Source organism: Rhizobium leguminosarum bv. trifolii WSM2297 (genome assembly GCF_000271845.1).
The window spans coordinates 725529-738480 of sequence record NZ_JH719392.1 but is presented as its reverse complement, the minus strand read 5'-3'; the positions used below and the strand labels follow the sequence as shown (position 1 = coordinate 738480).

Here is a 12952-nt window from a genome sequence, read left to right as displayed (position 1 = left end):
CGCAATGATCCCGAACTGCGAATGGCGACGAATGTTCCCGGATGGCGTTCTATCCGGCTGACCCGCCAATGAAGGAACTCAGCTTTCGCAGGCTGTGCGGCCACGTCCAGTTGGCGAGAACGACCTGGCGGGGCTTGAACGTATCGAGCCGGGCCAGCATGTCGCGAATGCCTTCGTGAAAATCTTCGGGCGAGGCCACTCGGCCCGTCTCGGGAGTGATGAATTGCAATCCGCAGCGCAGCTGGCTGTTGGCCAGGACCGGTATTCCCGCCAACATGTATTCGGTAAGGATCGCCGGTGCCCCGTCATCGATGCCGCAGACCACGCCGATACGCGCCTGGTTCATCAGCCTGTTCACCTCCGCAAACGGCACGCCGGGTGGATCGATGAAGTCGACATTGATGCCGAGTTCGCAGACATGGCTTCGCAATGTGTCGATCATCTCGCCGTACCCGCAGACGCAAAGGGCGCGCATCGAACCGGGAAGCTTGGCAAGCGCGCGAAACAGGATGTCGTGCCGCTTATAGGCTTGCGCGGCAGCAACGTAGATCATGTCGTAGGTCTTCGGAACGTCGATCGGCCTGAAGGTGAGTTCGGAGGCAAACTCCGGTCCGATAGGCATGATGATCGTGGGTATCGTCGGATGGTGCGAGCATACCGCCTCCGACTGCCATTCGGAGCCAGTGAGGATAAGGTCGAAATGGCGGCTCACCTCAAAGGGAACGCGCAGGGCGGGCGCGTCGATCGAGTTATAAATCTTGAAACTGTCGCGGCATGCCAACAACACGTCTTCACTCACACCAAGACCCCAGACACAAAGGATCGACGGCGGCCCGAAGGCGGCAAGGTGTCCGAGCATGTCGTTGGAAGAAAACGGCGTTTCGGACCCGTTTGCCTGAAATGCCCGGCGGGTCAGGAATGGGCTGGTGACAGGCTGATCAATCGGTGGCGTAGCGCCGTGCCAATGTGTCCAGACCTCGGCGCAGTCCACAAGACCGGCTTTGAGAACGGCGAGCGGTAGCCGTTCGATATAGCCGCCGATTACCTGAAGGTTTGGGCCCCGATCAGCGGGTTGTGGGCGAGGTCCCCGATTGCCCGCGAGCCACTGTTCGCGATACCACGCCGGGGTGCGAGGCTCTGCGTTTTCGGCGTCGCCGTCCTGGAAGTCGCTGATGATAACTATTCGTCGTAGCGCCCTAGGCGCGGCTGGCAATAATGGCATGGAGGTCCCGCGGCGTGATGTCAGACGCCCGAACCATGCGATCGCACGTAATGTTCCCACCTTGTCGCACTGCTTAGCGCTGCGCTCGAGCCAGAGCTGTCTACGCATTTCCTTTTCGAGACGATGGTTGCGCCTTTTCCTGCCGAGAGCACATGCTCTCTGGTCGCTGCAGTTACGGCCGTTGTGGCCAGCGGGTCAGAAGGCGCACATACCACACTGTCGTGAAAGTCCGGCTTGTCATTGAGATGCTTCTTTGGCGAGTTTTCCATTGCGCCGGGACCCGACAGGGATGGTAAACACAGCGATATTGCCGTTCTTTTCGTCGCCGACGAATGCCAGCCGAGCGCTAACGTGTCCGCACTCTCACCTTCAACCCTGCTTGTCGTAACCCTTAGCTTGCAATGCCGACCAGTTCTCGCGGCACCAGCGGTGGCGGTGGTTTCTGAGCAACTGACAGACAACCAAAATCATCACTTTAAAACCACTGTCATCCGGCTGCGAAAGAACCCATTTCCTCAAGAAGCGCTTCTGAAATCGCAAACTGGCGGGCCGTTCCCCGTCCCATCGAATTTTCAGGATCGGCAAAGGGCGTGATGTTTCCTCACAATCCATGACGAAACCGGCATTGCCAACATCGTCGTCTGGCCGAAGCTCTTCGAACGGTCGCGTCGCGTCGTGCTCGGCGCCAGCATGATGGCGATCAACGGCAGGATCCAGGGGGAAGGCGAGGTTGTTCATCTGGGCGCTCAGCAGCTCTTCGATCTCTCGGCCGACCTGTAGAGCCTTTCCGAGCGCGACGGTGCGTTCCGACCGCCGACCGGTCGCGGCGAAGAATTCGCCTATAGTTCGCCGGGCAGTCCGGATTCGCGCGAAAAAGCGCCTCTTGGGGTACGGGCGAGGGATATGTTCGTGCCGTTATGCCGAATTCGGCATAACGGCACTTATCCCGAGCCCGATACTATGCCGAGCCCAGCGCGCCCGCTAGTTGGCGCGCGCATGCATAGAGTTCAGAGGCGATAACGACTACGTTCGCGTTCGATTTGTTCCGGGCCATAGGGGTCGAGCGTGTCGTCGAACTTGGTCCAACCCTCCTTGGTGTAAGCGGCACGGCGTGCGGCCGGGTCCACCCAGTTGGAGCGCCTGAGGATTGCTTCTGCTTCCGGGACAAGCGCGTCCTCAACCCTCGCAGTGACCAACGAGCCGCCGCGGCGAACGCCTTCAGCATAGACATTTGCGTCCTCGTCAGAGACACCGGAGCTCGTCATTGCGCCGATGATGCCGCCTGTTGCACCGCCGGCGACCGCACCGGCGGCAGCGCCGGCTGCGGTTGCCGCCAGCCAGCCGGCTGCGACGACCGGGCCGACGCCCGGAATGGCCATCAGGCCAAGGCCCGTCAGAAGGCCGCCAGCGCCGCCGACGACTGCGCCGATGCCGGCACCTGTGCCCGCGCCTTCGCCTGCATTCGAATGCTCGCCGTGGCGGTTGTCGGCATTGTTGGAAACGATGCTGATGTCGTTGGATGGGACGCCGGCGGCTTCAAGCGCGCTGACTGCAGAACTGGCGTCGGTATAATCATCGAAAAGTCCAGTTACGGTTCTCATGGTCGTTTCTCCGGAAGGGTCTGTTGCGTTACTTGGCGACGATGTTGCCCTGGTAGTCGAGAGCGATCACGACGGCCTTGCCGTCCTTCATGCCCGACGCCATCCAGATGCCCTTGTCATCCTTCTTGAGGTCCTTGACCTCGGTATAGCCGGCCTTTTCAATCCGGTCCTTGGCCTGACCCTCGGTGAAACTGTTTGCGCCTTCCACCGGGGCGGTCGGGTTGTTCGAGTCAGGAGTTGCGACGGCCGGCGTCTTGCCGTCACTTGTCGTTGCGGGCGCCGTCTGGGCCATGGCTGACAATGCCGAAGCGCCTAGAAGCGCTGCGGCGAAAATGAACGGTTTCATGGGAATTTCCTCTCGTGCCGAACTCAGATTCGTGAGGAAGAAACCCCAGGCGAGCCTCTTCGTTCCACCGTCCGGAACATAAAGCGCGAATGCTTTTCTTGCGTGATTTGCGGTTAACTCGAAGGTCCGGCGCGCGGGCTCGCACAGCAAACGTGATGGGATCGGGCGGTGATATCGGACAGGAAAACATTGGTGGCGGTAAGCGACCGGCATTGACCTGTGGCGGGTGCTGGGAGCACTCGCGACGGCGTAGACCTTTCGAGTAAGGGCGGCAGCAATTTATCTTTGATTTGGCGCGCCGACTGGCTGGAAGCCCCGCCCAGGATCGCTCCCTCATCGTAGCTGATCCAATGGCTTGTGCACTAAATGACTACGCGTCTGAGATTGAAACAATTTTGGATCTTGCCGGTTCGCGGGCGACTTCAACGTCATGCCGACCGAGATGGACATCTACAAGCCCGAGCGCTGGAGGAACGACGCACTGTTCCGCGTCGAGGTTCGGGAAGCGTTCAAAAACTTGTGGGTCGCTTGACGAGCCCGCAAACGAATGGCCGGCCGCAGGCTGATCGCCCGGCGGAACCATCCGTCGTCATGCGCGTGTTTCGCTGCTGGCTGGCTGACGGTTTCGTCAGTCAGACATTCAAACTCGGGATACAATATGGAAAATGCAGGCATCGGCTGGATCGCGGCAATTATCATTGGCGGCATCGCGGGCTGGCTCGCAAATGTTTATGAAGTCCAACATGGGCGTCCTGATGACATCTCGGCAGCAGCGCTGCTGATGCTTGGTTATGCCGATGACAAGCGATTGATTGTCCATCGGCCGCTACGATCTCGACGAGGTCGGCAGCATAGCCGTCGAGCGTTCCGTACTTCTCCAACGAATAGGCGGACAAATCAGATTCACCAGCACCGACGTTGTCGAACAGAACGACGCGATAGCGGCCCTCGAAGGCAGGGACCACATACCGCCACATGTTGCTGTCGCAACCAAAGCCGTGGGCGAACACGATCGTCGTCGCCTGAACAGCGCACGAAGACATTGTTTCTCTTGAAGATATGCATCTGGGTAACATAACGCATTCGCAAAAAATGGACAGCGCTCAGGCGAGGCGGTCAGCGGGTCCGAAATAGGCTTCTCCGTGCAGGAACCAGAGGCCGTCATGCAGGTTTCACCTTATCCGCGGATGCCGCAGGGGATGTGTTGATGCTATCGAAAGTTCTGATTGTTGAAGACGAGCCGCTCCTGCGCATGCTCGCAGTAGACCTCGTCGAAGAAGCCGGGTTCAAGGCATTGGAGGCGGGCGATGCCGAAGCCGCGATAATTCTCCTGGAAACCGAAATCGACATTCGCATACTGCTCACCGACATCGAACTGCCAGGACCTATGGACGGCCTCAAGCTGGCTGCGGCCGTCCGGGACCGGTGGCCTCCTATCCGGATCATCGTGGTGTCGGGAAAGCAGAAGCCGGAGGCGTCGGATCTTCCCAAGGGCGGCGTGTTCTTCTCGAAGCCTTACGACGTGTGGGAGATGACGGACACGCTTCACGAGATGGCCGCATGAAGGCCGACAGGACGAAGCCCGCGTAGCGTCCGCGTTGCCCTTTGCCCACAGACGGATGCATATCGGGCCACCAGATTTCGCCGGGGGCGTGAATATTAGGTCTTACCATTTCCCACGGCCGGCGCATTGATCCACACTTGTTCTTCTGGTGACCGGGGAGCGTTAGAGTCGTAACCCTCCAGCAGTTCATCGAGCTTATACCTACGTTGACGCACCTTCATTGTATTCGAGGAACTCGACGCAGGTTCAGCGGGCAGCAAATCCCAAAATCACATTCATCGGAGCAGGCTCCACCGTCTTCATGAAAAACATCATCGGCGACGTGTTGCAGCGTCCCGCTTTATCCGGTGCGACGATCGCGCTGATGGATCTCAATCCGCAGCGGCTTGAGGAAAGTGCGGTCGTCGTCAACAAGCTGATCTCGACGCTCGGGGTCAAGGCGAAGGCCGAGACCTATTCCGATCAGCGCAAGGCGCTTTCCGGCGCCGACTTCGTCGTCGTCGCCTTCCAGATCGGCGGCTATGAACCCTGCACTGTCACCGATTTCGAGGTGCCGAAGAAATACGGCCTGCGCCAGACGATCGCCGACACGCTCGGCGTCGGCGGCATCATGCGCGGGCTGCGCACCGTGCCGCATCTTTGGAAGGTCTGCGAGGATATGCTCGCCGTCTGCCCCGAGGCGATCATGCTGCAATATGTCAACCCGATGGCGATCAACACCTGGGCGATCTCGGAGAAATACCCGACAATTCGCCAGGTCGGCCTTTGCCATTCGGTGCAGGGCACGGCGATGGAGCTCGCCCATGACCTCGACATTCCCTACGAGGAAATCCGCTACCGCGCCGCCGGTATCAACCACATGGCCTTCTATCTCAAATTCGAGCATCGCCAGGCCGACGGCTCCTACCGCAACCTCTATCCCGATCTCCTGCGCGCCTATCGCGAGGGCAGGGCGCCGAAGCCCGGCTGGAACCCGCGCTGCCCGAACAAGGTGCGCTACGAGATGCTGACGCGGCTTGGCTATTTCGTCACCGAAAGCTCGGAGCATTTCGCCGAATACACGCCCTATTTCATCAAGGAAGGCCGCGACGACCTGATCGAGAAGTTCGGCATTCCGCTCGATGAATATCCGAAGCGCTGCATCGAGCAGATCGAACGCTGGAAGGGCCAGGCCGAGGCCTATCGCTCGGCCGACAAGATCGAGGTCAAGCCGTCGAAGGAATATGCCTCCTCAATCATCAATTCGGTCTGGACCGGCGAACCTTCTGTCATCTACGGCAATGTCCGCAACAACGGCTGCATCACCTCGCTGCCCGAAAATTGCGCCGCCGAAGTGCCTTGCCTCGTCGACGCCTCGGGCATCCAGCCGACCTTCATCGGCGACCTGCCGCCGCAAGCTGACTGCGCTGATCCGCACCAACATCAACGTCCAGGAACTGACGGTGCAGGCGCTGATGACCGAAAATCGCGAGCATATCTACCACGCCGCGATGATGGACCCGCACACGGCGGCCGAACTCGACCTCGACCAGATCTGGTCGCTGGTCGACGATTTGCTCGCCACCCACGGGGACTGGCTGCCCGAGTGGGCCCGCACATCCAGTAAAGTCAAGGCTGCCTGACCTACTCTCCCTGGTCAGGCGTCAAAGAGCCCCGCGGTCGCAACAACCGCGGGGCTTTTTTGCGGACGGTGGGTTGAGGAATATCGACGGCGACGCGCTCCGGTCTGATCGCTATCCGACGCGGTGCGCCTGGGGAATGCAGTCTACTAGGTGGCCGACATCAAGGACCGCACTTCGTCGCCAGGGACGGCTTCACCGCCAACGATCAGATCGACGGCACGACCGGAAAGTCAAGCAATCAAGGGAGTTTAGGGAGATTTGGCTAGGGAACCTGGATTCTCACATGATTTCAAAGACTTAGCTAAATCGTCTTTGAATTCCTCATATTTTCCCGTCGTGAGCGACCGTGGATGCCACCTTTGTGCCCTGGCTTTGGGCCTCAGTCAACCGGCGCGTAAAGCGGCAATAATTTCCGCTTCTGGACCCGGAGCGCGCCTTCGCTGGCTGGTTAGCATCGCAAGATCTAAGCCATTCGCGTGGCATTGGCGTGTGTGGCTCCAGGGGTGCGGCTTGTCCGATATCGACGCCATCGCCGTCTGATCGTTCGCATTGGAATACTTGCGCGATTCCGTCGGATGGTGGCAAAAGTCGCAGCGCCACGCCGATCATCTTCATGCAATCCGAAGGCGGCGACGATCAGTCGCCGGATCGCGCGCTTGTACCAGACTCTTATCCTCGCGCTCGATTATCCCACCTGTATGCGAATGCCCGAGGCGCCGTTGAGCAGCCGCCTCAAATGATAGCTGGCGAGCGGATCATCGGAGTATATGCCAACCAGCGCGGCGAAAGCAGGCATGGCTGCGGCGCAATTCTGCTCGAGCTTGGTAAAGGCTGTCATATACTGCGTCGTGACCGGCGCATTGAACTGCGCAGCCGACAAGGGCTCGTGGGCGCGCAATGGCTCACTGCGCCCGCGCAGGACAAGATCGCCGACCGGCCGTCCCCTGAATTCCTCTACCCCGCTCGCGACACTGTCGCTGACGCAAATCCGCGTGCCCAGCGTCTTGTTCGCGGTCTCCAGCCTCGCGGCAATGTTGACTGTATCGCCGTAGGCGGTGAAATCGAAGAAGCGATCGCCACCGAAGTTGCCGACCAGTGCGGGGCCTGCGTGAACGCCGATACGTGTGGTCCCGAAGTCAACGCCTTTCTGTTTCCAGCGCTCGCTAAACGCCTCGGCCCATTGGTCGAGCGCCTGTGCGCAGGCGATCGCGCGGGTCGCATAGTCGGCCTGGTCGCCAGGTGCATTGAACAGCACCTGAATGGCATCGCCGATCACTTTGGCCACCGTTCCTTCATACGCGAAGACGACATCCGTGAGACCGCCGACATATTCATTAAGCAACTCCGCCAGCACCTCGGGAGCGACTGTCTCGACGAGTGAGGTAAAGCCTGTGATGTCGGTGAAGATCACTGCGATGTCGCGCCAGCGAACCTGCATGTCATCGTCAATACCGCCTGCGGAAAGGTGCTTGGCAAGCTCAGGCGAAAAATAGCGTGACAACGACGCAAGCGCCGGGCGCGAAGATCGCGGCGGAATTGCTGGCGGAACAAGACCTCGACGTCCGCTTCGTCATCCACCACCAGAACCAACACCGTCATGGCTCGCCTCTTCTGCTGTTATTGTCCGAAAAATTGCTGACGCGCGGCAGCAGGATGGTGAACTCGGTAAATTCGCCGGGCTCGGTCTGGACATCGATCCGCCCGCCGTGTTGCTTCACGATGATATCGTGGCTCATCGACAATCCGAGACCGGTGCCTTCGCCAGGCGGCTTGGTCGTGAAGAAGGGCTCGAACATCTTCTCCTTGACCTCGGCTGGAATGCCGGTGCCGTTGTCATGGATGCGGATTTCAATGGTATCGCCAAGGTTGCGCGTGCTGGCGCTGAGCGTAGGTTCAAATCCGGCACCCTCCTCAATGCTACGCTTGGCCACGGCATAGAAGCCATTGCACATCACGTTCAGCAGCACGCGCGTGATCTCCTGCGGAAAGACTTCGGCGGTGCCGGCGTCGGGATCGAACGCGCGCCTGAGGGTCGCGTTGAAATGCGGTGTCCCCGCGCGCGCGCCGTGATAGGCAAGGTTGAGGCTTTCCTCCACCAGCGCATTCACATCGGTCGACCGGTGTTCGCCGCCACCCCCGCGCGAATGCAACAGCATGTTCTTGACGATGGAATCGGCGCGCTTGCCGTGCTGCACGATCTTTTGCAGATTGTCCTTCAGCATCCCGCGCAGTTCGTCGAGCTCATTGCGAACATCATCCGCCAGGGCGACCGGAGCCAGCGCATCGTTCAACTCGTCCGTAAGATCAGCCGAGAGGGCAGCGAAGTTGTTGACGAAGTTGAGCGGGTTTTTGATCTCGTGCGCGATGCCGGCGGTGAGCTTGCCGAGCGAGGAGAGTTTCTCGGTCTGGACCAGACGGTCCTGCGCGGCGCGCAGATCGTCGAGGGACTTGGCGAGCTGCGTGGTCCGCGCCTGGACTTCTTCGAATAGCCGCGCGTTCTCGATCGCGATCACCGCCTGATCGGCGAACGTGTTGAGAAGGTTGATCTGGCTGTCGCTGAAGGTCCCCGGCTCGGCACGCGAAACACCGATCGTGCCGATAGCGATGCCCTCGCGAAGCATGGGGACCACGATGATGCTTCGATATCCCCTGGCGCGCGCCATGTCCTTGATGGCTTGGGGGACACCGGGTTCGGTTTCGATATCGGAGCGGAACGCCATGGCGGAGCTCAGTGCAACTCGGCTGTGAATCCCCGAGGATGTCAGCGGAGTGGGAAATGAAGCCCGGATCTCCTCGTGGCTGATCCGGCTTCCCGCCGTGCAGGCCGCCACATGAAGCATGCCGGCCACGACGCGCGTCACAAGCGCCGTTTGACCGCCGAGCAACCGTCGCGAGCTCTCGGAAATGACATCAAAAACCGGCTGCACGTCGGTTCGCGACATGGAGATGACGTTGAGAATTTGTGCGGTGACGGTCTGGCGCTCCAGCGCAATCGCAAGCTCCGATTGCAGGCTGGCGTTCTCAGCCGCTGCGGCGCGCAGTTGCTGCTCAAGCTCGTCAATCTTGCGCCTCAGTTCGATGTCCATGGCTAAACCGTGCTGGATGAGAGCGGCCTGGCGATAGCTGCCGCGGGCTCGACACTCTCAGGAGGCGGCAGGCAGAAGAAGCTTTTTTCCGGCATTGCCAATGAGAGGCCGTTCGTCTTGCAGTGCCGATAGACGAGATCAATGACCTCATTTTTGGCCGGCATTCGGCTGGCCGGGCTCGCCACGCAAAACTGCAGCTCGACCTCGATAGCCATTGCATCAATCGCTTTGAGCGCGACGGACGGCGGCGGAATTTTAACGATTCGCTCGCAGCTCCGCAGAACGCCCAGCATGAGGTCTTCAACCACGGATGGCGGCTGGGTGGCGGCAACGTGCACGGAAAGTGCGATCCAGTGTGTTTCGTCAGGACGGCTGAGATTGGTCATTCCCTGTTTTGCAAGGACGCTATTGGGCAGGACGACGACATTGTGTCCGCCGGTCAAAAGATTGGTGGAGCGCCAGTTGGTTTCGGCGACGCGCCCTTCCGTCCCGTCGCCAAGCTGGATCCAATCGCCGATGACATAAGCACGACCGAGCGTGAGCGCGATCCCGGAAAAGACGTCGGCCAGCGTGTTCTGCAGCGCCAGGCCTATGATGATGGCGACCACGCCAGAGGTTGCAACCAAAGGGCCGATCGGCGCTCCGAAGACGAAGCCGATGACTGCCAGAGTCACGCCGAGATAGACGACACCGACGATCAAATCCTGCAGCAGATGTGCTTCCCGCGGCTTGTGGTTGAGAGTGATATAGATCTGCACGAAGCCGATTAGCGTCCATGCGAGATGGAGCCACCAGAGAACCCTTGCGGATTTGGCCAGCAGGATGCCGGCCTCCTGAAGCTCGGCATCGTCGAGGCGATAAGGCGAAACTCCGGCAAGCCAAAGCACGAGGCTCATTCCGGCAAAGAACAGGACCTGTACGATCAGGCGGGCGGTCGGACGGCTGCGTCCCTGGATATGCCAAATAACGATTCCGGCAAGCCCCAGAAGGTTGATGAGGAGAAGCGGAAGGGAATGATGTTCGCCAAACATGACGGGCTCGCCGGTAATGATTTGCCAGGGGGATGGGGCGAATGCAGATGGCACTCGCCCCAGCGCAGCTATTTCTTGATCGGGAAGGTCAGTTCCTTCTGGCTGCTGTCGACGACGAAGACCGCCAGGAGCTTCGCCGGCTTGGTCTTGCTGGCATTCTCGCTGACGCCATGGCGATCGCCGGGCATCTCGGAGAAGTTCTGGCCGGCCTTGTAGACCTTGACCGGACCGTCATTGACCTGACTACGGATCGCACCCTCGAGGACCGTCGCATAGATGAAGGCCGAGTCTGGATGGGTGTGGGCCGAAGAGAACCCGCCGGGGCCGTATTCGACCAGAACGCCTTTCATGCTCTTGCCAGGAGCATTCGGCAATTCATGCTCATAGACGAGAGTAACCTTGGCATCTTTGTCGCCGGCATCATGCGCGGTCGCCGCCGTGGCAGACAAGAGAGCCGTCATGGCAAGGGCGAGGATTGACTTGATCATCTCGAATTTCCTTTCTCGAAGCTTGGACGAGGCGCCGCCCGTGGCGGCACATAGTCATCCCCTTATTTGCGTGCGGATGTCGCGAACCATTGTTCGAAATTGATGCGGCCGATACGGGGATTGTTGTCGGAAACGAGCGAGCCGTCCTCCAGTTTGGTGCCGAAATACTGGGCTTCCGGATCGGCCACGACCTTCCGGGTGTCGCCCATCGCCTTCAGGTAACGGGCGACGAAATCCCAAAGCCGAGCACGCTCTGGGCCGGAAATCTCAATGATGCCGTTCATCGGCGCCGCAAGGGCCGCATCCGTCACGAAATCTGCGACATCATCGGAAGCGATCGGCTGCAGAAAACCCGTCGACAGGCGGGTGGTGTCGCCGACCGTGCCGGACTGCGCAATGCCGCCGAGGAATTCCATGAATTGGGTCGAGTGGACGATCGTATAGGGAATGCCGGATTCCTTGACGATCTTTTCCTGAGCGACCTTGGCCCGCATATAGCCGCTCTCGGGCAGGCGATCCGTGCCGATGATGGACAGGGCGATGTGATGCTTCACGCCGGCGACCTTTTCCGCCGCCATAAGGTTGCGGCCCGAGGTCTCGAAGAATTCGAGCACGGCCTTGTCCTCGAAGGAAGGCGAGTTTGCGAGGTCGATGACGACGGAGGCGCCAGTCAGCGCCTCAGCGAGACCCTCGCCGGTGATCGTGTTGACGCCGGTATTCGGGGCGGCGGCAATGACCTCATGGCCCTGTTTGCGGAGGCGATCTGCCGTCTTCGAACCGATAAGGCCGGTTCCGCCGATGATGACGATTTTCATGAGCTTCTCCATGCGCGGCCGCTTCGCGCACCGCATTGTTCATTCGTTTCTGAACGATTGGTCGAGGATCGGGCCGGCCTTGCCGGTTCCGCAGATCCACTCGGCCGAGCCGGGCTTGGCTTTAAAGGCCGTGCGCCGGCTCGGCTCTATTGCACCAGGCGGTCAGTAGTCCCAGAAGACCGGCACCCAACGGAAGTGATCGCCGTCGGCTGCCACATGGCCGACGGAGGGGAACGGCATATGAGTGGCCACCAGAAGCTCGCCGGTCTCCACCAGCTCTCGCAAAAGACGAACGCGGACGCGGGCAGCTTCTTCGGGATCGTGTTCGAAGCCGTTGAACCAGTCGGGGTGATCGAAGCCGACCGCGAATACCGCATCGCCAGCGAACATCAGCCGGTCCTTGCCCGATGCCACGCGGACCACGCTATGGCCAGGTGTGTGGCCGCCGGTGCGAGAGACGACCACGCCCGGCGCCACCTCGTACTCATCATCGAACAATTGCAGGTGGCTGTCGTACTCTTTTCTGAACTGCTTGGCGGCCGCCCGAAGCGCGTCCGGGAAGCCGGGCGGCATCGACACATGAGAGAAATCGGGCGCCTCCCAGAATTTGACCTCGGCCGCCGCCACATGGATCCTGAGGTCTGGACGCAGCCGCTCCTTCACCCCGTCGACGATCAGCCCGCCAACGTGGTCCATATGCATGTGAGTCAGTACCACGTCGGTAACGGATCCAAGGTCGATGCCGGCGGCTTCCAGTCGCTTGATCAATTGCCCGGCCCGCGGAAGGTTCAATTCCGGGTCCAGCCCCAGGCCGGCGTCAATGAGGATGGTCTGCTTGCCACTGCGCACCACGACCACGTTCAGCGCCCAGTCGAAAGCGTCCGGCGGCAGGAACATCTCGTTCAGCCAAGCCGCGCGGTCGGCCGGGTCGGCATTGTATCCCAGCATCTTGGTCGGCAGCGGCAGCACGCCGTCGCTGATCACCAGCACCTCAATATCACCGATCTGCACCGCATAGCGCGATGGAACCAGTTCGTCGGGGGCTGATTTAACGGGCTGTGGAGGGTTGTTCATGTCTGTCTCCTGCTGAGAAATCGTGTGAGGTTTTGTTTCTGTCTGCGACATGATGCGCTCCTGTTTTGCGTGATCGAAACGGCCACAAGCCACGGAGCGGATT

Annotated in this window: 10 protein-coding genes and 7 pseudogenes; 6 read left to right on the top strand and 11 right to left on the bottom strand. The window is 60.2% G+C overall.

Annotated features, from left to right (window positions below; genetic code table 11):
* Positions 1-49 precede the first annotated feature (49 nt).
* Positions 50-1222: a glycosyltransferase gene (locus RLEG4DRAFT_RS59390; RefSeq protein WP_003574475.1), complete on the bottom strand. Its 1173-nt coding sequence runs from the start codon at positions 1220-1222 to the stop codon at positions 50-52.
* Positions 1223-1797: 575 nt separating this feature from the next.
* Between RLEG4DRAFT_RS59390 and RLEG4DRAFT_RS59385 the strand changes: the two are divergent.
* Positions 1798-2242, top strand: a pseudogene (locus RLEG4DRAFT_RS59385) (hypothetical protein); the annotation flags it as partial.
* Here RLEG4DRAFT_RS59385 and RLEG4DRAFT_RS59380 read toward each other — a convergent pair.
* Together RLEG4DRAFT_RS59380 and RLEG4DRAFT_RS59375 are read right to left on the bottom strand one after the other, a co-directional pair.
* Positions 2230-2823 carry a general stress protein gene (locus RLEG4DRAFT_RS59380; RefSeq protein ID WP_003574476.1) on the bottom strand — a complete coding sequence of 198 codons (594 nt, stop codon included), beginning with the start codon at positions 2821-2823 and terminating at the stop codon, positions 2230-2232. The pseudogene RLEG4DRAFT_RS59385 and the gene RLEG4DRAFT_RS59380 overlap by 13 nt on opposite strands.
* Positions 2824-2851: 28 nt before the next feature.
* Entirely contained in the window at positions 2852-3169 is a 318-nt protein-coding gene (locus RLEG4DRAFT_RS59375) for a hypothetical protein (protein WP_003574477.1), read from the bottom strand.
* A 412-nt stretch (positions 3170-3581) separates the two neighbouring features.
* Here RLEG4DRAFT_RS59375 and RLEG4DRAFT_RS59370 point away from each other — a divergent pair.
* Positions 3582-3689: pseudogene (locus tag RLEG4DRAFT_RS59370) on the top strand (exodeoxyribonuclease III); the annotation flags it as partial.
* Positions 3690-3827: 138 nt separating this feature from the next.
* Positions 3828-3927, top strand: a pseudogene (locus tag RLEG4DRAFT_RS59365) (GlsB/YeaQ/YmgE family stress response membrane protein); the annotation flags it as partial.
* A gap of 120 nt (positions 3928-4047) precedes the next feature.
* On the opposite strand, the pseudogene RLEG4DRAFT_RS59360 reads toward RLEG4DRAFT_RS59365, so the two are convergent.
* Positions 4048-4146, bottom strand: a pseudogene (locus tag RLEG4DRAFT_RS59360) (alpha/beta fold hydrolase); the annotation flags it as partial.
* Between the two features lie 230 nt (positions 4147-4376).
* Between RLEG4DRAFT_RS59360 and RLEG4DRAFT_RS59355 the strand changes: the two are divergent.
* Both RLEG4DRAFT_RS59355 and RLEG4DRAFT_RS59350 read left to right on the top strand, forming a co-directional pair.
* Positions 4377-4733 (top strand): response regulator, encoded by a 357-nt coding sequence (locus RLEG4DRAFT_RS59355; protein WP_003574478.1) that lies wholly within the window; start codon positions 4377-4379, stop codon positions 4731-4733.
* 301 nt (positions 4734-5034) lie between these two features.
* Positions 5035-6355 (top strand): annotated as a pseudogene (locus RLEG4DRAFT_RS59350) (alpha-glucosidase/alpha-galactosidase).
* 685 nt (positions 6356-7040) lie between these two features.
* On the opposite strand, the pseudogene RLEG4DRAFT_RS59345 reads toward RLEG4DRAFT_RS59350, so the two are convergent.
* The 6 genes and pseudogenes from RLEG4DRAFT_RS59345 to RLEG4DRAFT_RS59320 form a co-directional block, all read right to left on the bottom strand.
* A pseudogene (locus RLEG4DRAFT_RS59345) lies at positions 7041-7868 on the bottom strand (adenylate/guanylate cyclase domain-containing protein); the annotation flags it as partial.
* Positions 7864-7954, bottom strand: a pseudogene (locus RLEG4DRAFT_RS59340) (response regulator); the annotation flags it as partial. The pseudogenes RLEG4DRAFT_RS59340 and RLEG4DRAFT_RS59345, both read right to left, overlap by 5 nt.
* Complete coding sequence (locus RLEG4DRAFT_RS59335; protein WP_003574482.1) at positions 7951-9441, bottom strand: sensor histidine kinase; 1491 nt, start codon at positions 9439-9441, stop codon at positions 7951-7953. The gene RLEG4DRAFT_RS59335 and the pseudogene RLEG4DRAFT_RS59340, both read right to left, overlap by 4 nt.
* A gap of 2 nt (positions 9442-9443) precedes the next feature.
* On the bottom strand, positions 9444-10472 hold the full coding sequence (locus RLEG4DRAFT_RS59330; protein WP_003574483.1) for a mechanosensitive ion channel family protein: 1029 nt from the start codon (positions 10470-10472) through the stop codon (positions 9444-9446).
* Positions 10473-10540: 68 nt separating this feature from the next.
* Positions 10541-10960 carry a cupin domain-containing protein gene (locus tag RLEG4DRAFT_RS59325; protein WP_003574484.1) on the bottom strand — a complete coding sequence of 140 codons (420 nt, stop codon included), beginning with the start codon at positions 10958-10960 and terminating at the stop codon, positions 10541-10543.
* A gap of 62 nt (positions 10961-11022) precedes the next feature.
* Entirely contained in the window at positions 11023-11775 is a 753-nt protein-coding gene (locus RLEG4DRAFT_RS59320; RefSeq protein ID WP_003574485.1) for an SDR family oxidoreductase, read from the bottom strand.
* Between RLEG4DRAFT_RS59320 and RLEG4DRAFT_RS59315 the strand changes: the two genes are divergently transcribed.
* Positions 11759-11944: a hypothetical protein gene (locus RLEG4DRAFT_RS59315; protein ID WP_141651642.1), complete on the top strand. Its 186-nt coding sequence runs from the start codon at positions 11759-11761 to the stop codon at positions 11942-11944. The two genes, RLEG4DRAFT_RS59320 and RLEG4DRAFT_RS59315, sit on opposite strands and share 17 nt — an antisense overlap.
* Here the strand turns inward: RLEG4DRAFT_RS59315 and RLEG4DRAFT_RS59310 are convergent.
* Positions 11938-12849, bottom strand: coding sequence for an MBL fold metallo-hydrolase (locus tag RLEG4DRAFT_RS59310; protein WP_245277924.1), 912 nt, complete (start codon positions 12847-12849; stop codon positions 11938-11940). The two genes, RLEG4DRAFT_RS59315 and RLEG4DRAFT_RS59310, sit on opposite strands and share 7 nt — an antisense overlap.
* Between the last annotated feature and the right edge of the window lie 103 nt (positions 12850-12952).

Coding starts and splice junctions, on each gene's coding strand:
- RLEG4DRAFT_RS59390 (WP_003574475.1), bottom strand. CDS start 1,222: ATGCCATTATTGCCAGCCGCGCCTAGGGCGCTACGACGAATAGTTATC.
- RLEG4DRAFT_RS59380 (WP_003574476.1), bottom strand. CDS start 2,823: ATGAGAACCGTAACTGGACTTTTCGATGATTATACCGACGCCAGTTCT.
- RLEG4DRAFT_RS59375 (WP_003574477.1), bottom strand. CDS start 3,169: ATGAAACCGTTCATTTTCGCCGCAGCGCTTCTAGGCGCTTCGGCATTG.
- RLEG4DRAFT_RS59355 (WP_003574478.1), top strand. CDS start 4,377: ATGCTATCGAAAGTTCTGATTGTTGAAGACGAGCCGCTCCTGCGCATG.
- RLEG4DRAFT_RS59335 (WP_003574482.1), bottom strand. CDS start 9,441: ATGGACATCGAACTGAGGCGCAAGATTGACGAGCTTGAGCAGCAACTG.
- RLEG4DRAFT_RS59330 (WP_003574483.1), bottom strand. CDS start 10,472: ATGTTTGGCGAACATCATTCCCTTCCGCTTCTCCTCATCAACCTTCTG.
- RLEG4DRAFT_RS59325 (WP_003574484.1), bottom strand. CDS start 10,960: ATGATCAAGTCAATCCTCGCCCTTGCCATGACGGCTCTCTTGTCTGCC.
- RLEG4DRAFT_RS59315 (WP_141651642.1), top strand. CDS start 11,759: ATGATGACGATTTTCATGAGCTTCTCCATGCGCGGCCGCTTCGCGCAC.
- RLEG4DRAFT_RS59320 (WP_003574485.1), bottom strand. CDS start 11,775: ATGAAAATCGTCATCATCGGCGGAACCGGCCTTATCGGTTCGAAGACG.
- RLEG4DRAFT_RS59310 (WP_245277924.1), bottom strand. CDS start 12,849: ATGAACAACCCTCCACAGCCCGTTAAATCAGCCCCCGACGAACTGGTT.